The organism is Nonomuraea sp. NPDC049152, assembly GCF_040648355.1.
Lineage (GTDB): Bacteria > Actinomycetota > Actinomycetes > Streptosporangiales > Streptosporangiaceae > Nonomuraea.
In genome coordinates, this window is sequence record NZ_JBEZDO010000017.1 from 97,433 (window position 1) to 123,927 (window position 26,495).

The following is a 26,495-nucleotide window of genomic DNA, read 5'->3' on the forward strand; positions in this document are numbered from 1 at the left end:
GGGATGACGCATGCCGCAGATCGCGCCGTTGATGGCGGGCGACCCCAGCCAGCTGGGCTCGTTCACGCTGTCCGGGCGCATCGGGGAGGGCGGTCAGGGGATCGTCTACCTGGGGGCCGACAACCAAGGGGAGCGTGCGGCGATCAAGCTGCTGCACGTCAAGTTCAGCGGCGACACGACCGCCAGGTCGCGCTTCGCCAGGGAGCTGAAGGCGGCCCAGCGTGTGGCCTCGTTCTGCACGGCACGAGTGATCGAGGCCGATCTCGAGGGCAACACCCCTTACATCGCCAGCGAGTACATCGACGGTTTCTCGCTCAGGGACCTCGTGGAGAGCGACGGGCCGCTGTCCGGCCAGGCGCTGGAGCGGCTGGCGATCGGCACGGCGACCGCGCTCACCGCCATCCACCAGGCGTCGATCATCCACCGCGACTTCAAGCCGGACAACGTGCTCATCGCGGCCGACGGGCCGAGGGTGGTCGACTTCGGGATCGCCCGCATCATCGACTCCACGGGAACGATCACCAGCAGGGCCATCGGCACACCCGCGTACATGGCGCCCGAGCAGATCGCGGGTGACGACATCGGGCCCTACACCGACGTGTTCGCGTGGGGCGCCACGATCGCCTACGCGGCGACGGGCGTGACGGTCTTTGAGGGCAACTCGATCGCGGTCGTGCTGAACCGCATCCTCAACCACGTGGTCGACGTCAGCACGCTGCCTGAGCCGCTGCGCGGGGTGGCAAGCGCGGCGCTGGCCAAGGACCCGAGGGAGCGGCCCTCCGCCGACGAGATCCTGCTGCGGCTGCTCGGGCACCCTCCGCGTACGGCGGGCGCGTCCACGGCGGTGCTCAGCCAGGGTGTGAAGATCGCCAGCGACGACACGACGCCGATGGCGCGGCTCCCCACGGCCATGGCTCAGGGCCGCCCCGCCGCCACGGGCGCCTCGGGAGGCCCTTCCCGGGGTTCGGCGGTCTCGGGAGGCCCTTCGGGGGGTTCGGTGCTGTCGGGAAGCCCTTCCCGGGGCTCGGCGGCCTCCGGAGGCCCTTCCCAGGGTTCGGCGACGTCGGGAGGCTCGGCGTACTCGGGGTTCCCCGCGGTGTCCGCGAGCCAGGCGCCGACCCAGCCGCCGACCCAGCCGCCCGTGTCGGTGCCCGTCCACGCCATGCCGCCCGATCAGGCGGGGCCAGGCCAGCCGTCCGCCCAGTACCTCGTGCCGCCCACCGTGGCCCCTCCCGCGAAGCGGCGCAGGTCGGTGACGCCGTGGGTGGCGCTGGCGGTGGCCGTGCTGCTCGTCGTCGCGCTCGCGCTCGCCGCCCTCCGCTACGGCTGGCCCGTGGCGCTGGTCAGCGAGCGCAGCCCCGAGCCGACGGCCGCGAGCGACTCGGTCGTCGACAGGGCGGCGGCCACGGGCAAGCTCACGATCGGCGTCAGGGGCGACGTCCCAGGCGTCGGTTACCACAGCCGCGACGGCGGGTTCTCCGGCTTCGACATCGACGTCGCCAAGCGCATCGCGAAGGAGCTGCGCGTCGCGGAGAGCGGCATCACCTTCGTCGTCGTCCCGCCGGCGCTGCGGGCCGAGGCGCTGGCCAAGGGCGAGGTCGACCTGATCGTCGCCACCTACTCGATCGACGAGAGCGGCGTGCAGTTCGCGGGCCCCTACATCCTGGCCCATCAGGGCCTGCTGGTTCGCGACGGCGACACGAAGATCTCCAAACCGGCCGACCTCAAGGGCATGAAGCTGTGCGACCAGCGCAGCTCGGCGGTCAGCAAGGTGCAGAAGATGGTCGACATGGTCACCGTCAGCGCGTCCAACTACGCCGACTGCATCAGGAAGCTGGCCATGGGCAAGGTCGACGCGGTGGCGGGCGACGACCTGATCCTCGCGGGCTTCGCCAACAGGGAGAACGCCCGCTACCGGATCCTGAACGCCACGCTGAGCGACGAGCGCTACGCCGTCGGCATCAAGCAGGGCGACGCGCGCACGTGCGAGGCGGTCAAGGGCGCGATCTCCGAGATGATCGCGAGCAACACGATCGGGCAGCTCGTGGCCACCCATTTTCCCAATGTGGACTTCAGGGCCGACCTGAAGGTACCCGTGATGGAATCCTGTCGATGACGAGCGAGTAACATCCAGACGTCACGATTAGATTCTTCCGAGTTAGGGGAAGGCCATGGCCGCGCCCGTCAAGGTAACCGTCACCGGAGCTGCCGGACAGATCGGTTATGCCCTGCTGTTCCGCATCGCCTCGGGCCAGCTGCTGGGCGCCGACGTCTCGGTCAAGCTGAGCCTGCTGGAGATCCCGCAGGCGGTGAAGGCGGCCGAGGGCACCGCCATGGAGCTCGACGACTGCGCCTTCCCGCTGCTGTCGGGCATCGAGATCACCGACGACCCGAACGTCGCCTTCAACGGCACCAACGTCGCCCTCCTGGTCGGCGCCATGCCCCGCAAGGCCGGCATGGAGCGCGGCGACCTGCTCGGCGCCAACGGCGGCATCTTCGGCCCGCAGGGCAAGGCGATCAACGACCACGCGGCCGACGACATCAAGGTCCTGGTCGTCGGCAACCCCGCCAACACCAACGCCCTCATCGCCCAGCAGAACGCGCCGGACGTCCCCGCCGAGCGGTTCACCGCGATGACCCGCCTCGACCACAACCGCGCCCTGTCCCAGCTGGCCGCCAAGCTGCAGGTGCCGGTCACCGAGATCCAGAAGATGACCATCTGGGGCAACCACTCGGCGACGCAGTACCCAGACCTGTTCCACGCCGAGGTCGGCGGGAAGATCGCCGCCGAGCAGGTCGACTCCGAGTGGCTGCGCGAGACCTTCATCCCGACCGTCGCCAAGCGCGGCGCGGCGATCATCGAGGCGCGCGGCGCCTCCTCCGCCGCGTCCGCGGCGAACGCGGCCATCGACCACGTCTACGACTGGGTGAACGGCACCGAGTGGACCTCCGCCGCGATCCCGTCGGACGGCTCGTACGGGGTGCCGGAGGGGCTCATCTCGTCGTTCCCCGTCCGCTCGGCGGGCGGGCGCTGGGAGATCATCCAGGGCCTGGAGATCGACGGCTTCTCCCGCGAGCGCATCGACGCCTCCGTCGCCGAACTCGTCGAAGAGCGCGACGCGGTGCGCGAGCTCGGACTGATCTGATCCTCTAGTACGGCAAGGCAGAATCACGGCCACCGGGGTCACCGGTGGCCGTCTGTCGTTCACGCGCACTCCAGCAGGACTCCGGCCGGCCGCCGTCACGTCGCCCGCCCCTCGAACGACTGGTTCGACACCTGGACCCCCGGCCGGCCCCTCCTCCCCGACGATCCGCCACGCGTGTCGGTCTGGGGGTTTGCGCAGGTCACCAGGGAAGAATGGGTGGCCGGTCAGAGGGACAGGATGGGTATGGGGCGCGTTGCGAGAAAGATGATCACCGCTGCGATGGCGGTGGCGGTGATGAGCGGTTCGGTGCCGGTGAAGGCGGACCCGGTACCGGGGCAGGCGGATCGGCCTGTGAAGGTGCCGGCCGGACCGTCGGCCGCTCAGCCGGGCCAGGCGGGTCTGCCGGTGATGGTGTCACCTAGTTCGTCGGTCGTTCAGCCGGGGCAGGCCGACCTGCCGGTGAAGGTGTCGCCCAGTCCTTCGGCCGCTCAGCCGGGCCAGGCGGATCTGTCCGTGAAGGTGTCGGCCAGCCCTTCGGTCGCCCAGCCGGGGCACCCGATCACCTACCGGGTCGACGTCCGCAACGCGGGCCCAGGTGACGCCGTGCTGCCCGTCCTCAACGTGGTCGTCCCCGACGGCGTCGAGGTCGTGGGCGTGGACGTGACCACGTGCAGGCCAGGCCGTACGCTCAACGAGGTGGTCTGCCCCTCGCCGGTGAACGTGGCCGCGGGCGGCACGGGCGGAGTGACGATCAAGGGTAACGTGCGGCCCCACGCCGCGGGCCCGTTGCGGCTGGTGGCGAGCATGTCGGCCCAGGGAGCCGATGTCGACGACTCCGACAACCGCGCGTCCCTCACCACCACCGTCGATCCCGGCGCGGACCTCGGGCTGCGGCTCAGGGCGACGCATGCGCGCGACGGCGGTTTCACGCTGGTCGCGACGGTGCACAACAGGGGGCCGCACGTCGTGCGGGACGCCCGTGTCGAGCTCACGGCGGAAGGGGCGCGGCTGCTCGCCCAGGGCAGCGCGGGCGGCGTAGGGAACCTGGCAGGCGCAACCCCTGGGGACCCGGCGAGCGCGGGCCGCGCAGAGAACGCGGGCCGCGCGGGTGGCGCACAGAACGCGGGTGGTGCGCGGGTCGCGGGGAGGTCGGTGAGCGGTGGTGCTCGGGTCGCGGGCGACGCGGTGTGCAGGCGGAGGGGCGGTCAGGTCGTGTGCGAGCCGGCCAACGTGGCCCCTGGTGACAAGGTGCGTTTCGAGCTGTTCTTCAGCACCTCGCGTGACGTGGTGAACGTCAAGGGCGAGGTCAGGTCGTCACGCTTCGGTGACCGCCGTCCCGCCGACAACCAGGCGGGCCTGCGCGTCGACGTGCGCTGACCTGGTCCTGGCGGCCCAGCGGGCGGCGGGCGGCACGGCGAGGCCCGCCAGCAGGAACAGCGCGCCGACGAGCAGCCATCCGGGCCAGCCCCAGCCGATGACGACGGTGGTGAGCAGGACGGGCGCGACGACCTCGGCGGCCTGCCATCCGGTGTTGAAGAGGCCCTGGTACTGGCCGAGCGCGTGCGAGGGCGCCAGCTCGTAGGACAGCCCCCACGAGCCCGCCGACTGCAGGAGTTCGCCGAACACGTGCAGGAGCGCGCCGCCGACCAGGGCGGCGACCATGGCCCACACCGGCTGTCCGGCCGCGAGCGCGAACAACACGCAGGCCAGCAGCAGGAGCGCGCCCGCCCTGCGCTGGGCGCGGGCGGCGCTGGCGACCTCGCCGGTGCCGCGGCTGAGCCGCACCTGGAGGAGGGTGACGGTGATGGTGTTGATCAGGCCGATGGCGGCGACCATCACGCCTGGCGCGCCGATGTGCTTGATCCACATCGGGATGATCGTGGTGAACAGCGACAGGTGCATGACGAGCACAGTGTTCAGCAGGGCGACTACAACGTAGGGGCGGTCGCGCAGGACGATCCACGTCGGTCCGCCCTCGGCGGCCTTCGGGGCGGGGGCGACACGGGGGATGCGCAGCGTCAGCGCGCCCGCGCCCAGGTAGCAGGCCGCGCAGCCGTACACCATGGCGAGGTAGGCGGGCCTGGTGTCGACGGCCAGGGCCACGCCCGCGGCCAGGCCGCCGATGGACCAGCCGACGTTGGTGACCGCGCGGATGTAGGCGCGGACCCGCACGCGCTCGCCAGGGGGCGCGATGCCGCCCACGAGCGTGGCGCGGGCGACGCTGTCTCCGGCGTCGGCGAACTTGGCCAGCGCGGCGACGACCGCGAAACCCCAGAAGGAGTCCACGAAGGCGTAGCCGAGGATGGCGAGGCCGCCGAGCCCGGCGAAGGTGATGGAGACCGCGCGCGGGCCGAACACGTCGCACAGGCGTCCTGACGGGAGTCCTGCGGCGAGGCTGACGACGCCGGCGATCGTCATGCCGACGCCGACCTGTGTGGCCGACAGGCCGACCGAGCTGAGGAAGAAGATGACGCTGACGGTGATGAACAGACCGCGGCCTGTGGCGCGAAGCAGGACGGAGAAGGCAAGGGAGCGCACGGGGCCGCGTTCGGGGAGGAGCACGACCGAAAGATTATCGGTCGTCCCTATTTAGCTGGCTTTGGGCGTGCAGCTGGGCGCCTGCTGCGTCGCCGAGGTGGGTTCGGTCGTGGCGAACACCACCCCGGCGGCGGTCACGCTGCTGCCGAGAAGGATCGCGAGAGCGAACAGCACCTTCTGTGAAAAGGTCCTCACATTTCGCTATCTCAGCATATTTTCGCTTAGCGGGTGACGGCATTCCAGGCATCCGCCACGATGTCGCGGATCGCGGCGCGTTCGGCCTTCCAGCCCAGCTCGTGCTGGATCTTGTCGGAGGAGGCGACGAGCACGGCGGGATCGCCTGCGCGGCGCGGCCCCACGACCGCGGGGATCGGGTGGCCCGTCACCTCGCGGCAGACCTCGATCACCTCCTGGACGGAGAACCCCGTGCCGCTGCCCAGGTTGTAGATCTTGTGTTCGCCCCACGTGGTCGCCTCCAGGGCGAGCAGATGGGCGCGGGCCAGGTCGGCGACGTGGATGTAGTCGCGCACGCAGGTGCCGTCGGGCGTCGGGTAGTCGGTGCCGAACACGCTGACCGAATCCCGCTCGCCGGTGGCGACCTTGAGGACGTTGGGAATGAGATGCGTCTCGACGGTGTGGCGCTCGCGGTAGACGCGGCCGTCGGGGGCGGTGTAGGCGCCCGCCACGTTGAAGTAGCGCAGGCTGACCGCGCCGAGGCCGTGCAGGCCCGCGTAGGCGGTCAGCGCGGTGTCGACGGCCAGCTTGGACGCGCCGTACGGGTTGGTCGGGCGGGTCGGGTCGCTCTCCAGGATGGGGGAGCGTTCGGGCTCGCCGTACGTCGCCGCGGTGGAGGAGAAGACGATCCTGCGTACGCCCGCGACGCGCATGGCCTCCAGCAGCGCCAGCGTGCCGCCCAGGTTGTTGGCCCAGTAGAGCCCCGGCTTCTCCACCGACTCGCCGACCAGCGACTTGGCCGCGAAGTGGAGAACGCCCTCGACCCCTTCGAGCGCGTCGCCTGGCTCGGTGATCGGCCGGTTGACGAACCTGGCCCCCGCGGGGACGGCGTCGGCGTGCCCCGTCGACAGGTCGTCCAGCACCGTCACCTCGTGCCCAGCCTCGACGAGCTGGGCGGCGACGACGCTGCCGATGTATCCGGCGCCTCCCGTGACAAGCAGCTTCATGTTCACCTCTGTTTATTCGTGTTTGATTTTGTACGGCCCCAGCATACTCGGCCCTCACCACCCGGCCGGGTACGCTGGCAGACCACTACGTCGAAAGCACCTGCGTTGAACAGCGTTGTGGCCAATATCGCCATCGTCCTGATCTTCATCCTGATAGGCGGCTTCTTCGCGGCGGCGGAGATGGCCATGGTCTCCCTGCGGGAAAGCCAGATCCGCAAGCTCGAACAGCGAGGACGCAGAGGCGCCAGAGTCGCGAAGCTGGCCCAGGACCCCAATCGCTTCCTGTCGGCCGTCCAGATCGGCGTCACGGTCGCGACCATGCTGTCGGCCGCCTTCGGTGCCGACCGTCTGGCCGGTGAACTCGAACCTACCCTGGTGACCTGGGGTCTTCCGGAAGGCTTCGCCGAACCCGCCGCGCTGGTTCTGGTGACGCTCGCCATCTCCTACCTCTCCCTCGTGCTCGGCGAGCTCGCGCCCAAGCGCCTGGCGAGGCAGCGCGCCGAGGGGCTCTCACTGTTCGTCGCGCCCTTCCTCGACCGGCTGGCCAGTCTGTCGAGGCCGATCATCTGGGCGCTGTCGAAGTCCACCGACGGCGTGGTCAAGCTGCTCGGCGGCAACCCCGAGGCCGACCGCGAGGAGATGACCACCGAGGAGCTGCGCGACATGGTGGCCGGCCACACCGAGCTGACCGCCGACGAACGGCACCTCATCGGCGAGGTGTTCTCCGCGGGCAAGCGGCAGCTTCGCGAGGTGATGCTGCCGCGCACCGAGGTGGAGTTCATGGAGGCCGACACGCCGCTGGCCGAGGCCGCGGTGCTGGTCGCCGCGATGCCGCACTCCCGCTTCCCCGTCTACCGCTCCTCCTATGACGAGATCCTGGGGTTCGTCCACGTCAGGGACCTGCTCGACCCCGTGCTCACCGGCCGCATCGACCCGATCAGTCAGCTGGTGCCCATCAGGCCCATCAAACTCGTGCCGGCCTCCAAACGGGTGCTCACCACGCTGTCGGAGATGCGCGACGAGGGACACCACCTGGCGATCGTGGTCGACGAATACGGCGGGACGGCAGGCATCGTCACCATGGAGGACCTCGTCGAGGAGCTCGTCGGCGACATCAGGGACGAGTACGACATCGAGGAGCATCCCGTCCTCCTTCCCGCGGGCGAGATAGAGATCGACGGGTTGACCAACCTCAACGATTTCGCCGCCCAGACCGGCGTCAGGCTCCCCGACGGCCCCTACGAGACGCTCGGCGGCTTCATGCTGGCCGGACTCGGTCACCTGGCCACGACCGGCGAACGCGTGGAGATCCCCGGCTTCGAGTTCACGGTCACCGAGCTCGACGGCAGGCGGATCTCCCGGGTCAGGGTGAAGCGCCGTGCGCTGATCGAGTCGCCGCTCGAGCCGGATTCCTGACACAATTGCGGGCTATGGCCAGACCTCGCGTACTCTCCGGCATCCAGCCCACCGCGGACTCTTTCCACTTGGGCAACTACCTGGGTGCGGTCCGCCAGTGGGTGACGTTGCAGGACACGCACGACGCGTTCTACTGCGTGGTCGACCTGCACGCGATCACCGTGCCCACCGAGCCGGCCGACCTGCGCCGCCGTACCCGGGTGGCCGCCGCGCAGCTGTTCGCCGCGGGGCTCGACCCCGAGCGCTCCACCGTCTTCGTCCAGTCACACGTGCGCGAGCACAGTGAGCTGGCGTGGGTGCTGATCTGCCTCACCGGCATGGGCGAGGCGGCGCGGATGACGCAGTTCAAGGACAAGTCGGCCAAGTTCGGGGAGAGCGCGGCCAGCGTCGGCCTGTTCACCTACCCGATCCTGCAGGCCGCCGACATCCTGCTCTACCAGGCCAACAGCGTACCGGTCGGCGCCGACCAGAAGCAGCACCTGGAGCTGACCCGCGACCTCGCGCAGCGCTTCAACCACCGCTTCGGCGACACCTTCACCCTCCCCGAGCCGCACATCCTCAAGGAGGTCGAGAAGATCTCCGACCTCCAGGACCCGTCCGCGAAGATGTCGAAGTCGTCCTCGTCTCCCGCGGGCATCCTCGACGTGCTGGAGCAGCAGGGGCCGCTGCGCAAGAAGGTCATGCGCGCGGTGACCGACACGGGGTCCGAGGTGCTGTTCGACGAGGAGAACAAGCCGGGCATCTCCAACCTGCTGCGCATCCAGTCCGCCCTGTCGGGCACGCCGATCCCCGAGCTGGTGGCGCGCTACGAGGGGCAGGGGTACGGGACGTTCAAGAAGGACGTCGCCGAGGTGGTCGTCGAGGCGTTCACGCCGATTCGCGAGCGCACGGAGAAGCTGCTGGCGGACGAGGTCGAGCTCGACAGGCTGCTGGCCATCGGGGCCGAGCGCGCGGGCGCGGTGGCTCGCGAGACCATGGAGCAGGTGCGCGACCGGGTGGGCTTCCTGCCGCGCGCGTTCTGATCGCCACCCTCGAAGGCCCTCCGGTACGGTCACCACCGTCGTGAGGGCCTTCGTCGTGTCTGGCCGGGAAACCCTGGGGCGGGTCAGCGGACGCGGCGGCCCAGGGCGAGGGTGAGTTCGCGCAGGGCGTCGGCCGCGTGGCGGAGGGTCGACTCGGGCACACCGGCCATCGCCTCGGTGTGGGCGCGGCTGGAGCCCTCGAGGGCCAGGTTCGCCACCCGCAGCCCCTCGGCGGTGAGCTGGACCCAGCGACTACGGGCGTCACCCGGGTTGTCCTCGCGTTCGACATACCCGGCCGCGGTCAGGCGTTGCAGGACGTTGCTCGTGCCGCCCGAGGTCAGGAACAGCCCGCGAGCCAGCTCGCTCGGCTTCAGCCGGTGCGGGGGCCCGGTGCGGGTCAGCGCGGCGAGCACGTCGAACTCCGCGTAGGTCAGCCCGATCTCGGCCAGCTCGGCCTTCACCGCCTGCTCGAACAGCCCGTGGACCCGGGCCATCCGCTTGCTCAGCTCCAGGCTGGCGATGAGCGACGGCGCGAGCCCTGCCTCCCGCCAGCGGGGCACCAGCCCATCGACCTCATCCTGGTTCACGTTCAGAGGATACCCTCAGTCATATTGCTTTTTGAAAAGCTTCTCTCTAAGCTTTTGCTATGAGTAATTCATGGATCATCAAGAACGGCGTCGTCATCGACACCGAGCCGCAGCCCGTCGTGGTCGGCGAGGTCGACGTGCTCGTCAGGGACGGCAAGATCGCCGCGGTCGGGTCGGACCTGAGCGCGGAGGGCGTCGAGGAGATCGACGCGACCGGCATGATCGTGCTGCCGGGGTTCGTGGACAGCCACCGGCACACCTGGCAGGGGGCGATCAGGGCGGTCGCCCCCGACACCACGCTGGGCGACTACGTGGCGCACGTGCTGGGCGAGCTGGCGCCCCGCTTCGGGCCCGACGACGTCCACGCGGGGATCGCCGCGGGCGTGCGTGAATGCCTCGACGGCGGGATCACGAGCATGCTCGACTGGTCGCACGTGCAGTTCACGCCGGAGCACACCGACGCCGCCGTGGACGCGCTGACCGCCTCCGGCATCAGGGCCGTCTTCGGCTTCTGCTACGGCGGGGCGGACAAGGACCAGATGACGCCCGAGGGGCGCCGGGTCCGCGAGGCCCTCACCGGAGACCTGCTGACCATGGCGATCGCCGCGTTCGGCCCCGAGTTCGGCGACCTGGAGCGGGCGGCGAGTGAATGGCGCCTCGCTCAGGAGCTCGACGTGCCGGTGAGCGTCCACATGGGCGGCCACGGGGTCGAGAGCGCCGAACTCGGCCTGGACTTCCTCGACGCGCACGGCTTCATGGGCGGCCCTCGGACCACCTACATCCACGCCAACTACTACACCGACGAGCATCTCAAGCGCATCGCGGGCAGCGGTGGCAGCGTGTCGGTCTCGCCGTTCAGCGAGATGGCGCTGGCGATCGGATACCCCGTCACCGGAAGGGCGAGGGAGGCGGGCATTCCCGCCTCGCTCAGCGCCGACGCGGTGACCAGCGGGCCCGGCGACATGTTCGGGATGATGCGGGCCGCGCATGCCCTGGAGCGGGGCAGGCCCGAGGGGGCGGGGCTCGGGTTCACCACCCGTGACGCGCTGCGGATGGCCACGATCGAGGGGGCCGAGGTGGTCGGGCTCGCGGACGTCACCGGGTCGCTGCGCGTCGGCAAGCAGGCCGACCTGCAGCTCCTGCGGGCCGACACGCCCTCGATGGCCGGCGCGCAGGACGTGATCGGCGCGGTGGTGCTCAACGCGGACACCAGCGCGGTCGACACCGTGCTGGTGTCGGGGCGGATCCTCAAGCGCGGAGGCCGGCTGGTCACGGTGTGACACCCGCCCCTTGGCTGCTGGCTGTCCAGGGGCGGATCGGGTAGAAGCATTCGTCATGGGCACATGGGTCGACCGGATCGGCGCGGTCAAGGAATGGGGTCGCCGGACGACCGCGCGATCGAGGGTGCGATGGCACCCGGTCGACCACCTGCTCAGGACCGTGCAGCGGTACCAGCTGCAGAACGGCGACAGGCTGGCGGGGGCCGTCACCTACTTCGCGTTCCTGTCGCTCTTCCCGATCATCGCGCTGGCGTTCGCGCTGTTCGGCTACATCCTCCAGGAGCGGACCGAGATCCGCGAAGCGCTGGAGAAGTCCATCACCGAGCTGCTCCCCGGCCTCGCCGACCTCATCAACCTGGATGGGATCGCACAGGCGCGGACGAGCGCCGGAATGATCGGTCTGGTCGGTCTGCTGTACGCGGGGCTCGGCGCGGTCGACGCCCTGCGCGGGGCCCTGCGCGAGATGTCGATGACGACGACGCCGCCGCTCAACTTCTTCATCGGCAAGGCCCGCGACCTGGTCACGCTGCTCATGCTCGGTGTCACGCTCATCACCTCGGCGCTGGTCGGCGGGTTCGCCACCCAGGCGACGACGACCGTGGCGACGTTCCTCGGCGTGGAGACGTCGGCGGGGGCCGAGTTCACGCTGGCCGCGGTCGGCCTCGCGGCCAGCGTGGCGGCCGACTGGGTGCTGTTCCTCATCGTCCTGGGCTGGGTGGCCAGGACGACCAAGCCGTTCAAGGTCCTGGCCAGGGGAGCGGCACTGGGGGCGATCGGGTTCGGCGTGCTCAAGCAGGTGGCGACGCTGCTGCTGGCGGGCACGCTGAGCAACCCCGTGTACGGCACGTTCGCCGTGACGGCGGGGTTGCTGCTGTGGATCAACTTCTCGGCGCGGCTGACGCTCTACGTGGCCGCGTGGACCGCCACCTCGGGCCTGCACCCACCGCCCGACCCCACCCCCCTGCCGTCCTACGGGTACCTGCCGTGAGGCCCGTGAAACAGGCGACGTGACGGCGGCCCGCCGGAGTCCCGCTGGAGCGGCGTGACAGACGGGCGGTCAGCGGTGACCGCGGTGGGCTATCGGGGGCCTGCCGTACGCGAGGATCCACGGGCGGTCCTGCGCCTGCGGATGCCGTAGAACAGCAACCCCGCGCCGCCGAGCACGGCCCCGCCGATCGCGAGGGCGCCGATCGCGCGGCTCGTGGCGGGCTCCGAGGAGGCGCCCTGCGCCGGCGTGGCGGCGCGAGTGGCGGGCACGGCGGGCGCCTGCACCTGCTTCGTCGCCGGCTGGGCGGGCAGCGGGTCCACCAGCATGCCCACCGGAGCGACCTTGCCGCGCGTGGCGAAGCCCCAGTCGAGCAGGTGCTCGACCTCCTCCCAGAAGTAGCCGTCATGGCGCATGATCGTCACGATGATCGTGTGCCCGTTGCGGGTGGCCGCGCCGACGAAGCTGCCGAGGGCCTTGGAGGTCCAGCCGTTCTTGACGCCGACCATGCCCTTGTAGCGCCACAGCAGCTTGTTGTGGTTGCCGATCTCGTAGTAGCCCTTGGGCGCGGGGAAGCGTGAGGACTTGAGGCTGACGTACCTGCGGAACTCCGCATTGGCCAGGCCTGCGCGGGCGATCAGCGCCAGGTCGTAGGCCGAGCTGCTCTGTCCGGGTTTGTCCAGGCCGCTCGGCGTCTTGGCCACCGTGTCGTTGGCTTGCAGGCGTTTCGCCACGGCGTTCATTTCGGCGAGCGTCGCGGTGAGCCCGCCGTTCGCCTCGGCCAGCGCCATCGCCGCGTCGTTGCCCGAGGTGAGCATGAGCGCCTTGAACAGGTCGTCGACCTTGTAGATGGGCTTGGTGGACAGACCCACCGCGCTGCCCTCCTGGTTGACGGCCGTCCTGCTGGGCTTGACCTTGAGGTTCTTGTCGAGCTTGGGGATGAGCGCGAGCGCGGTGAGCGTCTTGAGCGTGCTCGCGGGCAGGTAGCGGCCGTGGGCGTTCTTGGCGGCGAGCACCTGCCCCGTCTCGGCGTCGGCGACGACGAAGGAGGTGGCCTTCGTCTTCGGCGGCGCCTTCACGCCCTTGGGCGCGACCAGGCCCTTGGCGGCCAGTTGGTCGCCGCCCAGCGGGCCGTCGGCGGCAGGCGGTGCGGCCAAGGCAGGGCCGGCGGCCAGAACGACCGTGGCCAGGAGTGCCGCGACCGGCACCAGTTTCGTCCCCATAGCGACCTCAGCGTAGCTTCGTGACATAGCGCATGAGGCGTCACTACCCGCCAAGCAGCAGAGAGATGGGCATGTCACGAAAGATCGCCGGATTCCTGATCATCATTGGTGCGTTCATGGTGTTCGAGTGGATCAACCTTGGATTCAACCTCGCCGAAGGGCATTCGACCGGCTTCTACGTGGTCCACGGCATACTCATCGCCGTGAACGTGGTCCTGGGCGTGGTGCTCGCCCTGATCGGCTGGCGTGGCTACATGGGCACGGCCCGTCGAGGGGGTTGATAAGAGCACGATCCGGGCAAATTCCCTGGCGCCCCCCGACGCACGCGCGCGCATGACGACGGGGAGGCGAGATGGCGGACGGCACGAGCCAGGCCGGGGCCGAAGAGTTCATGGAGAAGGTCTTCGCCGACTACGCAGGGGCGAACGCGGTGTTCATGGCCGCGATCGGGGATCGCCTGGGGCTCTTCAAGGACCTCGCGGACCGTGGGCCGGCTTCGGGTGAGGAACTGGCCGGCCGTACCGGCCTGACCGAGCGATACGTGCGCGAGTGGCTGGCGGGGATGGCCGCCGCCGGGTACCTGACACAGGACGACGGCGGCCGGTTCGGCCTGCCGGCCGAGCACGTCCCCGTGCTCGCCGAGGAGGCGGGGACGATGTTCCTCGGCAACGCCTTCTTCGACTACTCCACCAACTACGGCCAGAGCTTCCACGAGCTGCTGCGGGCCTTCCGTTCGGGCGGCGGCGTCTCGCAGGAGCTGTACGGGCCAGAGGTGGCCGAGTCCATCGACCGGTTCACCGCACCCTGGTTCGAGCACCAGCTCGTCCCCGTCTGGCTGCCGCTGATGCCCGAGGCGCGGGCCAAGCTGGAGGCCGGTGCCCAGGTCTGCGACGTGGGCTGCGGGCGTGGCCGCGCGCTGCTCAAGCTCGCGCAGGCGTTCCCCCGCAGCGAGCTGGTCGGCCTCGACCTGTACGAGCCGTCGATCCAGGCCGCGACCGAGCAGGCGCGCGAGGCGGGGGTGGGCGATCGGCTGCGGTACGAGCTCCACGACGCCGCCGAGGGGCTGCCCGGCACGTTCGACGTGGTCACCACGTTCGACGTGCTGCACGACTCGGCCGACCCCCTCGGGTTGCTGACCGCCATCCACGACGGCCTCGACCCGGACGGCAGGTACGTCTGCGTCGACATCAACTGCGCCGAACGCAGCCAGGACAACGCCGGTCCGATGGGCACCGTGCTGTAGGGCCTCAGCCTCGCCTACTGCCTGCCGGTCTCCCTGGCCAACGGCGGCATGGGCCTGGGCACCTGCGGCCTGCCGGAGGGCCGGTTGCGCGAGATGGCGCTCCAGGCAGGCTTCACCCAACTCAGGCGGCTGCCGCTCGACGACCCGTTCAACAACGTCTACGAACTCAGCCGCTAGCTTCGGGCGGATCAGCCTCCGCAGAGCGCCTGCCGGGTGATCCTGTGCAGTTCCTCGGCCTCCTCCCGCGAGTCGCCGATGCTGGTGAAGCCCAGCTTGCCGTGCTCGGGAACGGCGCCGAGCAGGTGGAACACGTTCCCCGTACGGCGCCGCCCGTCGAAGCCGAGCCCGAGCCTCTCGACCATCCGCACCACCTGGCCGGGCGTGTGGCCGCGCAGGCAGCCCGCCGAGCAGTTGTCGGTGGCGGTGTAGTACTTCGGCTGGTCCCCGCTCATCAGTAACCCCGTGGCGGGGTCGTAGACGGCGTCCGTGGTGAGCAGCGCCGCCCCGAACGGGTGGGTGGTGCCGCCGATGCGCAGGTTCACCTCGCACAGCAGCGCCGCGTAGCCCGCGTCGGTCTTCATCGCGAAGAAGTCCATGCCGAACAGGCCGACCACGCCTCGCTCCGCCAGCAGCTTGGCGATCTTGGTGGCGGAGGCGCTGACCTCCTGCCGGTACTCGATCCTGGCGGGGAACGTGCAGCCCTGGTAGACCGGGCCGTCGAGCACCTGGTCGTGGGTGGCGACGACGTCGTAGTGGCCGCCGGGGGTGATCCTGGCCAGCGCGCTGGGGTAGTAGAGCGGGCGGTGCTCGATGAACTCCTCCACCACCCCGCCCCGCTCGGCGAGCTTGGCCGCGAAGCCGGTCCAGGTCTCGTCCGCGCCCGCGGAGAACTCGGTGCGGGTCCAGTCGTCCTTGGGCACGATCGCGTTGCCGAGGCCCGAGTAGCCGTCGTTCAGCTTGACCATGACGCGCTCGCCGGGCAGCGAGAGCACGGCGTCCTCGATCTGCGACATCGTGTACAGGTCGCCGAAGCCGCGCGCCATCGGCACGCCCGCCTCCGTGCCGATCTCGCGCGCCCCGCTCTTGGAGCCGTAGTAGGCCAGCGAGGTCGCCGGACCGTAGATGGGGACGTTGAGTGACGCGGCGAGCTGCTCTTCCAGCTCGCTCATGACGAACGGCACCAGCCACGCGTCGTCCCCGATGACGCTCCGTACCCGGTCGATCACCTCGGGTCGGTCGAGCAGGGTCCTGGTGAGTGGCTGGCTGTGCGGATCGTTCACCGTGATCAGATGCAGCCGCCTGGCCGCGTCGTCCGGATCGGGGAGGAAGCTGAAGTAGTAGTCGACGATCTCCTGATCGATCGGCGTCGAGGAGAGGTAGACCACCGAGATGCCCGGCGCGCGCAGGGTCAGCAGGAGGAAGAGCAGACGCTCCTCGTAACACCTTGCTGCCTTGATGCGGCGGAGCTCATCCTGCGGCAGGGAGAGCGAGGGTACGACCACCAGGGTCCCCTCGCTCGGCTCGAAGATGCTCAAGCGTGCATGCTTCCCCCCGAACGGGATATTAGTGATCATATAGCGAGTGAAACACGCATTCTTCTCATTGGCATGCATCGCCGCAGTGTGATCACCAGGACAGAAGGTGACAGGATTTGGAACGGGGCCAACGTTTGGCAGTGGCCACAACGGGTGACAATTTACTGATCCGATGTGACTATTTCCGGACCACGTAAGCCCCCACACAGCGTGACGACCTGCGGTTACGGGCATGCCTCAGCCCAACTTTTGGTGTAGTTGTCCGCGCGAAGGTCAGCAGGGGAGATAAAGTCGATGGCATCGCCATCGGGCTTACGGCCAATCCCGCTCATCGCTCGGGTGTGTGGCATTCGCTTCACCGGGCAGCTTCCCCGACCGGGCGGCTGAATCGCGTGATCGCAGGAGGATACGGCGCAATGAGCCGTGCGACGGCGCTGTCGCACGTGACAGGACGGTGACTAATGCAGGGACGTGAGCTGCGGGGGGAACTCGACGCGTTCCTGGCGGAGAACGAGCAGGATCTGGTGGCCTTCCGTCGCGACCTGCACATGCACCCAGAACTGGCCTTCGCCGAGTACCGCACGACCCAGAAGATCGCCGAGAGGCTCACGGCCGCGGGTCTCAACCCCTGTGTGCTCCCCCGAGGCACCGGTCTGATCTGCGAGGTCGGCAGCGGCGACGGGCCCACGATCGCGCTCCGCGCCGACATCGACGCGCTCGCCCTTCCCGACGAGAAGGACGTGTCGTACCGGTCGACCGTCCAGGGCGTCTGCCACGCCTGCGGCCACGACGTGCACACCACGATCCTGCTCGGCACCTCGCTGTTCCTCGCCCGCCAGGCCGCCGAAGGGCTGCTGCCGGGGCGGGTGCGCCTGCTGTTCCAGCCCGCCGAGGAGCTGCCGGGCGGCGCGCTCGAGGTCATGGCCCACGGCGGCATCAGCGGCGTCGAGCGCATCTTCGGCCTCCACTGCGACCCCCGCGTCGACGTCGGCCAGGTCGGCCTCAAGGCCGGTCCCATCACCTCCGCCTGCGACAAGATCGCCATCCGCGTCAGCGGCCCTGGCGGCCACACCGCCAGGCCACACCTGACCGCCGACCTCGTCTTCGCCCTGGCCAAGATCCTCACCGAGCTGCCCGCCGGGCTCTCCCGCAGGGTCGACCCCCGCTCGTCGCTCTCGCTGGTGTGGGGCCGCGTCGAGGCGGGCTCCGCCGCCAACGCCATCCCTGACGACGGCATCGCCGAGGGCACCGTCCGCTGCCTGGACGAGTCGGCGTGGCACGCCGCGCCCGACCTCATCAAGGCGCTGCTGGAGTCGGTCGCGGGCGCGTACGGCGTCGAGGCGACCATGGACTACAGCCGCGGCGTCCCGCCGGTCGTCAACGACGAGGACAGCGTCCAGATGCTCGCCGAGGCCGCCGAGCGGGCGCTCGGGCCAGGCACGGTCGTTCCCACGCAGCAGTCGCTGGGCGGGGAGGACTTCGCGTGGTACCTCGAGTCGATCCCCGGCGCGTTCGCCAGACTCGGCACGCGCTCGCCTGGCGGGCTCGACTACGACATCCACCAGGGCACCTTCGACGTCGACGAGAGCGCGATCGGCAGCGGGGTGCGCTTCATGGCGGCGACCGCGCTGACCGCCCTCTGGGACGGTCACCGTCCCGGCCAGGTGGCCGAGCAGACGGTGGTCGAACTCATCTGACGGGCTCAACGGCATGAGCCTGCGCACGGGCGAGCTCCGCGAGTGGGCCCGGGTGCGGCAGGGCGCGATCAGCGCATTCCGCCGATCGATCAGCCGACGCGCGGGGATTCGGTACGGCCGCGCTTGAGCTCGAAGAATCCCGGAGTGCCGGTGACCAGCACCATGCCGTCCCACAGCCGGCCTGCCGCCTCGCCTCGCGGTACGGGGCTGACCACAGGACCGAAGAAGGCGCTGGACCGCCCGTCCGCGCCCGGCACGTGGACGGCCGGGGTGCCCAGGTCCTCGCCCATGGGGTCGAGTCCCGCACGATGGCTCAGGCTGAGGGCGTCGTCGTAGTCGGTGACCTCAGCCGCGTCGGCGAGCTCGACGGCCACGCCGAGCTCGCTGAGCACGCTGATGTACAGTTCCCGGTCGATCGGCGCCTTGTCGTGGTGGATGCGATTGCCGAAGGCGGTGTACAGCTCTCGCAGCATCGGTGTGCCGTACTTCTGCTCGGCGGCGATGAGCACGCGGACCGGGCCGAGCGTGTCGGACAGCCACCGCTCGTACCACGGTTCGAGCCCCTCGCGGTCCCGGTTGAGCAGCCACAGGCTCATCACGTGGAAGCGAACCCGTACGTCCCTGACGCGCTCGACCTCCAACAGCCAGCGTGAGGTGTTCCATGCCCAGGGGCACTTGGGATCGAACCACATATCGGCGACAGTCACCGGGCCACGCTCCTCATCTCATGGTCATCCGTCCGGCCACCCATCCAACGCCCGCGCCCATGGCCCGCTGAAGTGCCAATCTCTGACCATCTGAATGGGCCAAGGCCGGGTCGCCACGTGGGCGGCAGTCATGGGGACGGCGAGCGGCCATGGGAGCCGCTCGCCGTTCTCCGGAAGGTCGCCGCCTAGGAGAGGCGGCCGAGGACGACCGGCAGTTCCAGCGACGAGACCCCCGGTGAGAGCTCCACCTTCGTCCCCGCCGGGTAGCGCAGCGTGAAGTCGTAGTCCGTCGACGTCAGCACGAGCCCGATCTTGTGTCCCTTCTTGAACAGGTAGTCCTGCGGCTGGAAGTCCCAGCGGAACGTGTAGGGCTTGCCCGCCCTGATCGGATCCGTCCGGTCCGCGCCGTTCCGGTTCCGCACGTCGAGCCACCCCCGTGAGACGATCTTGTAGGGCGCCGAGACGGTTCCGTGCCGGTAGATGGACGTGCAGCCGCTCTCGCCGGGGACCGCCTCGCCGTAGCAGTACTGCTGTCCCGTGTTCACCAACCGCCCGTTGGACCTGGTGTCGGTGCCGTAGTCGACGAGCAACGCGGTCAGGTACGGCGAGGCCCCGTCCTTGAACGACGCCCGCACCGAGACCCTGGGCGTGCCGGAGATCCTGACGTCGGTCTGCAGCGGGCTGGTCAGGTAGGCGAGCCTGTTGGGATCGGCGGCGGGCGCCGACTCGACGAGTTGTTCGGCTGTGCGCGTGTTCTGGTCGACGTAGGACTCGCGTCCGGACAGCGGCCGGGGGAGCAGGCCCAGCTTGGCGGAGGAGCCGAGCCAGAGCCGTACGGGAAGCGTTCCGGGCAGCGGCCAGGTGGCGTGCTGCCCCCACTGACCTGGCCCGATCTCCACGTCGGCCTGCGGTTCGCTCATGATGCCCGTGTCGATCCCGTAGAGCCAGTGGTCGAACCACAGGTGGAGCTGCCGCAGCCACTCGACGGTCCTGACGTTGAACGGGTCGGCGTGCGAGCCCTGGTGCAGCCAGATCTTGCGGGGAACGTGCCGCTTGGCGAGAGCCTGCCACCATTGGGCGGCCTGCTTGGTCTTGACGTTCCAGTCGTTGAGCCCGTGGACGAGGAAGACGCTGGCCTTGACCTTGTCGACGTTGACGAGGAAGTCGCGCGCGGCCCAGAAGTCGCTGTAGTCGCCGGTGATCCGGTCCTGGGCGGCGGTGAGCTCGTCCATCACGGGGGCGCAGATCTCCTTGCCCGCCCTGGTGAGTACGGCTTTCGCCATGACGTCGGCGTCCTCGCCCTGGTAGCCGCCCGGCGCGAGGACACCGCCGTTGGCGCGGTAGTAGTCGTACCAGGAGGAGATGGCGGCGATCGGCACGATCGTCTTGAGCCCTTCGACGCCCGTGGCGGCCACCTGGTTGGGCAGCGTGCCGTTGTAGGAGACGCCGATCATGCCGACGTTGCCCGTGGACCACGAGGCGGTGACGGGGTTGCCCGCGGCGTCGAAGCCCTTGGCCCTGCCGTTCAGCCAGTCGATGACGGCCTTGGGGCCCGCGGTCTCCTGCGCGTCGCCCGTGGTGGGGCAGCCGGTGGACCTGCCGCTGCCGAGGCTCTCGACCCTGGCCACGGCGTAGCCGCGGGGGACGAAGTAGTTGTCGTAGTAGCCGGGGAAGGTCTCGACCGCGGCCTTGGTCTCGGCGGCGCGGATGCCGGGGAGCGGGTTGCCGTTCTCGTCGACGTCGACCTTGTGGTTGGGGACGCTGCCGTCGATGCCCGCGTAGTAGGGGCTGGCCTCCATGATGATCGGGACCTTGAGTCCCGAGTCGGTTTCCTTCGGGCGGAGGAAGTCCGCCGCTACTCTGTCGTTCTGGCCGTCGCGGTCGCTGTCGACGCCTTCGACCTCGACGAAGACGGTCTGCTTGACGGCGTCTGCTCTGGAGTAGATGGGTTGGGTGGGCCCTGTGTCGGATAAGGCGGGATTCGCGCCCGCCGCCGCGATCAGCACGGCGGTCAGCGGGACCGCGATCGTTCTCCGGATGCGCATGGGGGGTGCTCCAGGTGGTATGTGAAATTTCTAGCCATCCAACGAAATCTCAAGCTTGACGGCAAGATCTTGACTTATGGCAAAGTTGGGTAAAGGCGTCTTGGGAGATCCGGAACCCACTCATAATCTGCAGGTCAGGTGCCCCTAGCCCGCTCTCAGGTCACAGACGCGCCTGATGTCGATAACGGAGCGGTTGCGGACCTGTGTGCCGGTTTGGACTGTCATGGCCGAACAACTATCTTCCGTGCAGGGTTGCCGTGCGTTTCTTCGCGCGTGCGATGAAAGTTGGACGGCGGGGAAATGGAAGGAGTCGACTTGCTCAGCAAGCGATTCGGCAGGATTGCGGTCGGCACCGTCGCTGGTGCCATGCTCATGGCGGCCGCGGCATGTGGTGGTGGCGGGAGCACCGGCGCGACCAGCTCCGCCGCTCCGGACACGGGTGCGGCCAGCGAGCCCGCGAAGGCCAGCGGGCTGAAGGTCGGTCTCGCCTTCGACGTCGGCGGTCGCGGTGACAAGTCCTTCAACGACGCCGCCTACGCGGGCCTGGAGCAGGCTCAGAAGGAGCTCGGCGCGGAGATCAAGGAGCTCAGCCCCGCTGCTGACGGCTCCAACCGCGGTGAGCTGCTGCGCCAGCTGGCCGAGGCGGGCTACAACCCGATCATCGGCGTCGGCTTCGCCTACGGCGAGGACATCAAGAAGGCGGCTGAGGAGTACACGGACGTCCAGTTCGCCGTCGTCGACTCCGCCTCGAACGCCTCGAACGTGACGGGCCTGCTGTTCGCCGAGGAGCAGGGCTCCTACCTGGCGGGCGTCGCCGCCGCGCTGAAGAGCAAGGCGAACCACGTCGGCTTCGTCGGTGGCGTCGAGAACGACCTGATCAAGAAGTTCGAGGCGGGCTTCGCCGCCGGTGTCAAGGCCACCAAGCCCGACACCAAGCTCGACGTGAAGTACCTCACCCCCGACGGTGACTTCAGCGGCTTCAAGGCCCCCGACAAGGGCAAGATCGCCGCCGAGAAGATGTACCAGGACGGCGCGGACATCGTCTACCACGCTTCGGGCGACTCGGGCACCGGTGTGTTCCAGGCCGCCGCCGCGGCCAAGAAGGTGGCCATCGGCGTCGACTCCGACCAGCGCCAGACCGTCAAGGACGCCGCGCTGCAGCCGGTCATCATGACCTCGATGATCAAGCGCGTCGACGTCGGCGTGTTCCAGTTCATCAAGGCGTTCCAGGGCGGCGCCAAGGGCGGCAAGAACGAGATCTACGACCTGAAGGTCGACGGCGTGGGTCTGTCCACCACCGGTGGCGAGATCGACGACATCAAGGAGCAGATCGACGCCGCCAAGAAGAAGATCGTGGACGGCGAAATCACCGTTCCGAGCAAGCCGTAATCTGGGTAGGAACCCACGAGGCCATGGAAGGCCCGGGCGTGCCCCGGGCCTTCGCTCTATCCCGGCTCTCCAGGAGACCGTATGAGCTCGGACACCCTCGCCCCGGCGAAACCCGCCGTCGAGCTGGAGGGCATCACCAAGCGTTTTCCCGGCGTCGTCGCCAACCATGACATCCGCATCACCATCGAGGCGGGCACCGTCCACGCCATCTGTGGTGAGAACGGCGCGGGCAAGTCGACCCTGATGAAGATCCTTTACGGCATGCAGAAGCCGGACGAGGGCCAGATCAGGGTGAACGGCCAGGACGTCAGCTTCCGCACCCCGAGCGACGCGATCTCGGCCGGGATCGGCATGGTCCACCAGCACTTCATGCTGGCCGACAACCTGACCGTGCTGGAGAACATCGTCCTCGGCGCGGAGCCGAAGAGCGGCGGCCGCCTGGACGTGGCCGGCGCCCGCAGGCGTATCAGTGAGCTGGCCGAGGCCCACGGCCTGCGCGTCGACCCCGACCGCCTGGTCGAGGACCTCGGCGTCGGCGACCGCCAGCGCGTGGAGATCCTCAAGGTCCTCTACCGCGGCGCGCGCATCCTCATCCTCGACGAGCCCACGGCCGTCCTCGTGCCGCAGGAGGTCGAGGAGCTCTTCGACAACCTGCGCGAGCTCAAGGCCGAGGGTCTCACCGTCATCTTCATCTCGCACAAGCTCGACGAGGTGCTCAGCATCGCCGACGAGATCACCGTGATCCGTCGCGGCACCACCGTAGCGAGCCTGCCGCGCAGCCAGGTCACCAGCGCCCGCCAGCTCGCCGAGCTGATGGTCGGCAGCGAGCTGCCCACTCCCGAGACCCGCGAGTCCACGGTCACCGACACCGTCCAGCTGGCGATCTCCGGCCTGACCATCGAGGCCGACGGCTTCCGCCCGCTGCCCAAGGGGGTCTCGGTCCAGGAGTTCACGCGGGGCAGGCGGCTGCTGCTCGACGACGTGTCGTTCGAGATCCGCAAGGGCGAGATCGTCGGCATCGCGGGCGTCGAGGGCAACGGCCAGTCCGAGCTCATCGAGGCGATCATGGGCATGCGCGAGGCGTACGGCCGGATCACGCTCGGCGTCGAGGACATCAGCGAGTGGTCCACGCTCAAGCGTCGTGAGGCGGGCATCGGCTACATCCCCGAGGACCGCCACCGCCAGGGCCTGTTGCTGGAGGCCTCGCTCTGGGAGAACAGGGTTCTCGGCCACCAGACCAGGAAGCCCGCCCGCAAGGGCATCTGGATCGACAGGAAGGCCACCAAGGCCGACACCGAGCGCATCGTCAAGGAGTACGACGTGCGCACCCCCAGCGTCGACACCCTCGCGCTGGCCCTGTCGGGCGGCAACCAGCAGAAGCTGATCGTCGGCAGGGAGATGAGCGGCGAGCCCTCGTTCCTCATCGCCGCGCACCCGACCAGAGGCGTGGACGTCGGCGCCCAGGCCTCCATCTGGGACCACCTGCGCAACGCCAGGGCCGCGGGCCTGGCCGTGCTGCTGATCTCGGCCGACCTCGACGAGCTGATCGGCCTGTCCGACACCCTGTACGTGATCTACAGGGGCAGGCTGGTCGCCAAGCTCGACCCGGCACAGGTGACGCCCGAGCAGCTCGGCGGCTACATGACAGGCGCCATCACCGAGGAAGGGTCATGATGCCCGCAGGGCTCAATCGCGTGCTTCTGACGGTGGGCGGCGCCGTCGTCGCCATCGTCCTGGCCATGGTGATCTCCAGCGTGGCCATCCTCGCCGCGGGAGCCGACCCGCTGGCCGCGTTCGGCGCGTTCTTCGACTTCGGCGAGACTCCCAACACCGTGGTCAACGGCATCGCCACGGTGGTCAACAGGGCGGTCCCGCTGTTCATCGCCGGTCTCGCGGTGGCGGTGGGCTTCAGGATGAACCTCTTCAACATCGGCGTCGAGGGGCAGTACCGCATCGCGGCCGTCTGCGCCGCCTACGTGGGCGCGAGCTTCTCCGCGCCCGCGCCGATCCAGATCGCGGTCATCATCGTCGTGGCCGCGGCCGTCGGCGGCCTCTACGCGCTGATCCCCGCCCTGATGAAGGTCGGCAGGGGCGTCAACGAGGTCATCTCGACCATCATGCTCAACTACATCGCGATCGCCCTGGCCGCCTTCCTGGTGCGCGGGCCCTTCCAGGGGCCGCGGCCCGCGGGCCAGCTGACCGTGCAGACCGCCGACATCCCGCAGTCGGGCTGGTTCCCGAACTTCAACTTCCTGTTCACGATGTTCGGGCTGCCAGCCCCGCGCGGCGCGGGCCTGTGGGGCTTCCTCGGCGTGGCGATCGTGCTCGGCATCGCGCTGTGGGTGGTGCTCGAGCGCACCCGCTTCGGCTTCGACGTCAAAGCCAGCGGCCTCAACTCCATCGCCGCGCTCGCCTCGGGCGTCAAGCCCAAGAAGATGATCATCTCGGCGATGGTGCTGTCCGGCGCGATCGCGGGCCTCATCGGCCTGCCGGAGATCCTCGGCCGCACCCACAACTACGGCTCCAGCTTCACGGCGGGCCTCGGTTTCCTCGGCATCGCCGTGGCGCTGCTCGGCCGTAACAAGCCGGTCGGCATCGCGATCGCGGCCCTGCTGTTCGGCTTCCTCGACAGGGCGCAGGGGCCGCTGCAGTTCGCGGACGTGCCGCCCTCGGTCATCATGATCATGCAGGGCACGATCGTGCTGCTGGTGGTCATCGCCAACGAGATCACCGGCCGGATGGCGCTCCGCCAGGAGGAACGGCGGGCCGCACGCGAGCTCGCCACGACTAACCGCGTAGAGGTGGCCGCATGAGCGCCGTCGAGGCACGCAAGGTCAGGAAGTACCACCTCACGCTGATCGGCGTCGCGGTGCTCATCCTGCTGCTCTCCCTGGTGAGGGTCATCACCGGCAAGGTCGACATCACCTCGTCCGGCACCTTCCAGGCGGCGCTGGTGCTGGCCGTACCCATCGGACTGGCCGGTCTCGGCGGTCTGTGGGCGGAGCGGGCCGGTGTGGTCAACATCGGTCTCGAAGGCATGATGGTGCTCGGCACCTGGTTCGCCGGTTGGGCGGGCTACCAGTGGGGCTGGGCCGCCGCGCTGGTCGCGGGGCTCGTGGCGGGCGCGATCGGCGGCCTGATACACGCGATCGCCACCGTCGGCTTCGGCGTCGACCACATCATCAGCGGCGTCGCGATCAACCTGCTGGGCCCAGGCATCACCAGGTTCCTGTCCGAGGTCCTGTACGCCGAGGGCACCCCCGCCGCCGATGCCGGAGCGGGCATCACCACCTCGCCCGCGCTGGCCTCCAAGGCGCCCGAGGTGAGCCTGCCGCTGTTCTCCTCGGGGCCCGACCTGCTCGGCGCGGTGGAGAACACGCACTGGTTCCTCGTCTCCGACGTCGCCGGCATCCTGCGCGGGCTCACCCACGACGTGGGCCTCCTGGTCATCGTGGCCGTCGCGCTGATCCCGCTGACCTACTTCGTGCTCTGGTGGACGGCGTTCGGCCTCCGGCTGCGCTCGGCGGGCGAGAACCCGTGGGCGGCCGAGTCGCTCGGCGTGAACGTCTACCTCACCAAGTACATCGCGACCGTCATCTCGGGCGCGCTGGCCGGGCTCGGCGGCGTGTTCCTGGTCTTCTTCACCTCCAAGTACGTCGAGGGCCAGACGCAGGGCCGCGGCTTCATCGGTCTCGCCGCCATGATCTTCGGCAACTGGCGGCCAGGCGGGCTCGCCGTGGGCGCCTCGCTGTTCGGCTACGCCAACAGCCTGCAACTGCGCAGCTCGGCGGCCGTGACCGGCTTCTTCCTGTTCGGCGCGATCCTGCTGCTCATCTACGTGGGCAACAAGATCAGACTGCTGCTGTCGTCGCGGAGCGAGACGCCCGCCGCTGCCGTCGCGGGCGCGAAGGAGTACACCATCATGGCCTTCGCAGCGGGCGGCATGGTCGTCCTGCTGTGGCTGTGGATGACGGTCGACCGCCTGCCGAACGAGTTCGTCTTCATCACCCCGCACGTCCTGACGCTGCTTGTGCTCCTGGTCGCCTCCCAGCGCCTGCGGATGCCCAAGGCGGACGGCGTGCGCTACCGCCGCGGGGAGCAGCATTGAGCATCGACTGGGACGCGCTCAGGGACGAGGCCACGCAGGCGATGCAGAACGCCTACGCGCCCTACTCCAAGTTCCCCGTGGGCGCCGCGGCCGTGGTCGACGACGGGCGCGTCGTCACCGGCTGCAACGTGGAGAACGCCTCCTACGGCCTCGGCCTGTGCGCCGAGTGCGGCCTCGTCTCGGCGCTGCACGCCACCGGCGGCGGCCGGCTGGTCGCCTTCACCTGCGTGGACGGCCACGGCGAGCTCCTCATGCCGTGCGGGCGCTGCCGCCAGCTCCTCTTCGAGTTCGGCGGCGAGGAGCTGCTGGTCGAGACGCCGGACGGGCCCAGGCGGATGGGCGACATCCTGCCCTACGCCTTCGGGCCCGACGATCTTTCCAGAGGGGCCTGAC

Annotated in this window: 24 protein-coding genes; 16 read left to right on the top strand and 8 right to left on the bottom strand. The window is 69.4% G+C overall.

The window, feature by feature from the left end; all coding sequences use genetic code 11:
* The first annotated feature begins 10 nt into the window (after positions 1–10).
* From AB0B45_RS28535 to AB0B45_RS28545, 3 genes are all read left to right on the top strand, one after another.
* Complete coding sequence (locus AB0B45_RS28535; RefSeq protein WP_358136486.1) at positions 11–2,116, top strand: transporter substrate-binding domain-containing protein; 2,106 nt, start codon at positions 11–13, stop codon at positions 2,114–2,116.
* A gap of 55 nt (positions 2,117–2,171) precedes the next feature.
* Positions 2,172–3,146: a malate dehydrogenase gene (locus AB0B45_RS28540; protein ID WP_358136489.1), complete on the top strand. Its 975-nt coding sequence runs from the start codon at positions 2,172–2,174 to the stop codon at positions 3,144–3,146.
* Between the two features lie 264 nt (positions 3,147–3,410).
* Entirely contained in the window at positions 3,411–4,523 is a 1,113-nt protein-coding gene (locus tag AB0B45_RS28545; protein WP_358136492.1) for a hypothetical protein, read from the top strand.
* On the opposite strand, the gene AB0B45_RS28550 is transcribed toward AB0B45_RS28545, so the two are convergent.
* The 3 genes from AB0B45_RS28550 to galE are packed head-to-tail and all read right to left on the bottom strand — an operon-like array spanning position 4,461 to position 6,865.
* Positions 4,461–5,708: an MFS transporter gene (locus AB0B45_RS28550; protein WP_358136495.1), complete on the bottom strand. Its 1,248-nt coding sequence runs from the start codon at positions 5,706–5,708 to the stop codon at positions 4,461–4,463. The two genes, AB0B45_RS28545 and AB0B45_RS28550, sit on opposite strands and share 63 nt — an antisense overlap.
* 27 nt (positions 5,709–5,735) lie before the next feature.
* Positions 5,736–5,879, bottom strand: coding sequence for a hypothetical protein (locus tag AB0B45_RS28555; protein ID WP_358136498.1), 144 nt, complete (start codon positions 5,877–5,879; stop codon positions 5,736–5,738).
* A gap of 26 nt (positions 5,880–5,905) precedes the next feature.
* Entirely contained in the window at positions 5,906–6,865 is a 960-nt protein-coding gene (gene galE / locus AB0B45_RS28560) for a UDP-glucose 4-epimerase GalE (RefSeq protein ID WP_358136500.1), read from the bottom strand.
* Between the two features lie 105 nt (positions 6,866–6,970).
* Between galE and AB0B45_RS28565 the strand changes: the two genes are divergently transcribed.
* Both AB0B45_RS28565 and trpS read left to right on the top strand, forming a co-directional pair.
* Positions 6,971–8,281 (top strand): hemolysin family protein, encoded by a 1,311-nt coding sequence (locus AB0B45_RS28565; protein ID WP_358136503.1) that lies wholly within the window; start codon positions 6,971–6,973, stop codon positions 8,279–8,281.
* A gap of 14 nt (positions 8,282–8,295) precedes the next feature.
* Complete coding sequence (trpS, locus tag AB0B45_RS28570; RefSeq protein ID WP_358136506.1) at positions 8,296–9,303, top strand: tryptophan--tRNA ligase; 1,008 nt, start codon at positions 8,296–8,298, stop codon at positions 9,301–9,303.
* Between the two features lie 83 nt (positions 9,304–9,386).
* On the opposite strand, the gene AB0B45_RS28575 is transcribed toward trpS, so the two are convergent.
* Entirely contained in the window at positions 9,387–9,890 is a 504-nt protein-coding gene (locus tag AB0B45_RS28575) for a MarR family transcriptional regulator (RefSeq protein ID WP_358136509.1), read from the bottom strand.
* Between the two features lie 59 nt (positions 9,891–9,949).
* On the opposite strand from AB0B45_RS28575, the gene AB0B45_RS28580 reads away from it, so the two are divergent.
* Both AB0B45_RS28580 and AB0B45_RS28585 read left to right on the top strand, forming a co-directional pair.
* Positions 9,950–11,170, top strand: coding sequence for an amidohydrolase family protein (locus tag AB0B45_RS28580; protein ID WP_358136512.1), 1,221 nt, complete (start codon positions 9,950–9,952; stop codon positions 11,168–11,170).
* A gap of 55 nt (positions 11,171–11,225) precedes the next feature.
* Positions 11,226–12,158 carry a YhjD/YihY/BrkB family envelope integrity protein gene (locus AB0B45_RS28585; protein WP_358136515.1) on the top strand — a complete coding sequence of 311 codons (933 nt, stop codon included), beginning with the start codon at positions 11,226–11,228 and terminating at the stop codon, positions 12,156–12,158.
* Positions 12,159–12,247: 89 nt separating this feature from the next.
* Here AB0B45_RS28585 and AB0B45_RS28590 read toward each other — a convergent pair whose 3' ends face one another.
* The gene (locus tag AB0B45_RS28590; protein WP_358136518.1) at positions 12,248–13,378 is read right to left on the bottom strand and encodes a D-alanyl-D-alanine carboxypeptidase; all 1,131 of its coding nucleotides are present in this window, start codon (positions 13,376–13,378) and stop codon (positions 12,248–12,250) included.
* A 71-nt stretch (positions 13,379–13,449) separates the two neighbouring features.
* Here AB0B45_RS28590 and AB0B45_RS28595 point away from each other — a divergent pair, with 71 nt between their 5' ends.
* The 3 genes from AB0B45_RS28595 to AB0B45_RS28605 all read left to right on the top strand — a co-directional run bounded on the left by AB0B45_RS28595 (position 13,450) and on the right by AB0B45_RS28605 (position 14,798).
* Positions 13,450–13,659, top strand: a complete 210-nt coding sequence (locus AB0B45_RS28595) for a hypothetical protein (RefSeq protein ID WP_358136521.1) — start codon at positions 13,450–13,452, stop codon at positions 13,657–13,659.
* 71 nt (positions 13,660–13,730) lie between these two features.
* The gene (locus AB0B45_RS28600) at positions 13,731–14,621 is read left to right on the top strand and encodes a class I SAM-dependent methyltransferase (RefSeq protein ID WP_358136524.1); all 891 of its coding nucleotides are present in this window, start codon (positions 13,731–13,733) and stop codon (positions 14,619–14,621) included.
* 48 nt (positions 14,622–14,669) lie between these two features.
* Positions 14,670–14,798 carry a hypothetical protein gene (locus AB0B45_RS28605; RefSeq protein ID WP_358136526.1) on the top strand — a complete coding sequence of 43 codons (129 nt, stop codon included), beginning with the start codon at positions 14,670–14,672 and terminating at the stop codon, positions 14,796–14,798.
* A gap of 11 nt (positions 14,799–14,809) precedes the next feature.
* Here the strand turns inward: AB0B45_RS28605 and AB0B45_RS28610 are convergent, their stop codons facing one another.
* The gene (locus AB0B45_RS28610; RefSeq protein ID WP_358136529.1) at positions 14,810–16,156 is read right to left on the bottom strand and encodes a peptide ligase PGM1-related protein; all 1,347 of its coding nucleotides are present in this window, start codon (positions 16,154–16,156) and stop codon (positions 14,810–14,812) included.
* Positions 16,157–16,617: 461 nt separating this feature from the next.
* Between AB0B45_RS28610 and AB0B45_RS28615 the strand changes: the two genes are divergently transcribed.
* On the top strand, positions 16,618–17,853 hold the full coding sequence (locus AB0B45_RS28615; RefSeq protein WP_358136532.1) for a M20 family metallopeptidase: 1,236 nt from the start codon (positions 16,618–16,620) through the stop codon (positions 17,851–17,853).
* Between the two features lie 89 nt (positions 17,854–17,942).
* Here AB0B45_RS28615 and AB0B45_RS28620 read toward each other — a convergent pair whose 3' ends face one another.
* Both AB0B45_RS28620 and AB0B45_RS28625 read right to left on the bottom strand, forming a co-directional pair.
* On the bottom strand, positions 17,943–18,545 hold the full coding sequence (locus tag AB0B45_RS28620; RefSeq protein ID WP_358136818.1) for a disulfide bond formation protein DsbA: 603 nt from the start codon (positions 18,543–18,545) through the stop codon (positions 17,943–17,945).
* 200 nt (positions 18,546–18,745) lie between these two features.
* A complete protein-coding gene (locus AB0B45_RS28625; RefSeq protein WP_358136535.1) occupies positions 18,746–20,605 on the bottom strand; it encodes a Xaa-Pro dipeptidyl-peptidase in 1,860 nt (619 codons plus the stop codon).
* Positions 20,606–20,920: 315 nt separating this feature from the next.
* Here AB0B45_RS28625 and AB0B45_RS28630 point away from each other — a divergent pair, with 315 nt between their 5' ends.
* The 5 genes from AB0B45_RS28630 (at position 20,921) to AB0B45_RS28650 (ending at position 26,494) form a co-directional block, all read left to right on the top strand.
* Complete coding sequence (locus tag AB0B45_RS28630) at positions 20,921–21,994, top strand: BMP family ABC transporter substrate-binding protein (RefSeq protein WP_358136537.1); 1,074 nt, start codon at positions 20,921–20,923, stop codon at positions 21,992–21,994.
* 81 nt (positions 21,995–22,075) lie between these two features.
* Entirely contained in the window at positions 22,076–23,668 is a 1,593-nt protein-coding gene (locus tag AB0B45_RS28635; RefSeq protein ID WP_358136540.1) for an ABC transporter ATP-binding protein, read from the top strand.
* On the top strand, positions 23,665–24,807 hold the full coding sequence (locus AB0B45_RS28640; RefSeq protein ID WP_358136543.1) for an ABC transporter permease: 1,143 nt from the start codon (positions 23,665–23,667) through the stop codon (positions 24,805–24,807). The genes AB0B45_RS28635 and AB0B45_RS28640 overlap by 4 nt, the downstream gene beginning before the upstream one ends.
* Complete coding sequence (locus AB0B45_RS28645) at positions 24,804–26,102, top strand: ABC transporter permease (RefSeq protein WP_358136545.1); 1,299 nt, start codon at positions 24,804–24,806, stop codon at positions 26,100–26,102. The genes AB0B45_RS28640 and AB0B45_RS28645 overlap by 4 nt, the downstream gene beginning before the upstream one ends.
* Positions 26,099–26,494: a cytidine deaminase gene (locus AB0B45_RS28650; RefSeq protein WP_358136548.1), complete on the top strand. Its 396-nt coding sequence runs from the start codon at positions 26,099–26,101 to the stop codon at positions 26,492–26,494. Before AB0B45_RS28645 ends, AB0B45_RS28650 begins: the two co-directional genes overlap by 4 nt.
* The last annotated feature ends 1 nt before the right edge of the window (position 26,495 follow it).

Coding starts and splice junctions, on each gene's coding strand:
- AB0B45_RS28595 (WP_358136521.1), top strand. CDS start 13,450: ATGTCACGAAAGATCGCCGGATTCCTGATCATCATTGGTGCGTTCATG.
- AB0B45_RS28625 (WP_358136535.1), bottom strand. CDS start 20,605: ATGCGCATCCGGAGAACGATCGCGGTCCCGCTGACCGCCGTGCTGATC.
- galE (WP_358136500.1), bottom strand. CDS start 6,865: ATGAAGCTGCTTGTCACGGGAGGCGCCGGATACATCGGCAGCGTCGTC.
- AB0B45_RS28600 (WP_358136524.1), top strand. CDS start 13,731: ATGGCGGACGGCACGAGCCAGGCCGGGGCCGAAGAGTTCATGGAGAAG.
- trpS (WP_358136506.1), top strand. CDS start 8,296: ATGGCCAGACCTCGCGTACTCTCCGGCATCCAGCCCACCGCGGACTCT.
- AB0B45_RS28585 (WP_358136515.1), top strand. CDS start 11,226: ATGGGCACATGGGTCGACCGGATCGGCGCGGTCAAGGAATGGGGTCGC.
- AB0B45_RS28640 (WP_358136543.1), top strand. CDS start 23,665: ATGATGCCCGCAGGGCTCAATCGCGTGCTTCTGACGGTGGGCGGCGCC.
- AB0B45_RS28635 (WP_358136540.1), top strand. CDS start 22,076: ATGAGCTCGGACACCCTCGCCCCGGCGAAACCCGCCGTCGAGCTGGAG.
- AB0B45_RS28580 (WP_358136512.1), top strand. CDS start 9,950: ATGAGTAATTCATGGATCATCAAGAACGGCGTCGTCATCGACACCGAG.
- AB0B45_RS28540 (WP_358136489.1), top strand. CDS start 2,172: ATGGCCGCGCCCGTCAAGGTAACCGTCACCGGAGCTGCCGGACAGATC.
- AB0B45_RS28590 (WP_358136518.1), bottom strand. CDS start 13,378: ATGGGGACGAAACTGGTGCCGGTCGCGGCACTCCTGGCCACGGTCGTT.
- AB0B45_RS28620 (WP_358136818.1), bottom strand. CDS start 18,545: ATGTGGTTCGATCCCAAGTGCCCCTGGGCATGGAACACCTCACGCTGG.
- AB0B45_RS28545 (WP_358136492.1), top strand. CDS start 3,411: ATGATCACCGCTGCGATGGCGGTGGCGGTGATGAGCGGTTCGGTGCCG.
- AB0B45_RS28605 (WP_358136526.1), top strand. CDS start 14,670: ATGGGCCTGGGCACCTGCGGCCTGCCGGAGGGCCGGTTGCGCGAGATG.
- AB0B45_RS28645 (WP_358136545.1), top strand. CDS start 24,804: ATGAGCGCCGTCGAGGCACGCAAGGTCAGGAAGTACCACCTCACGCTG.
- AB0B45_RS28615 (WP_358136532.1), top strand. CDS start 16,618: ATGCAGGGACGTGAGCTGCGGGGGGAACTCGACGCGTTCCTGGCGGAG.
- AB0B45_RS28535 (WP_358136486.1), top strand. CDS start 11: ATGCCGCAGATCGCGCCGTTGATGGCGGGCGACCCCAGCCAGCTGGGC.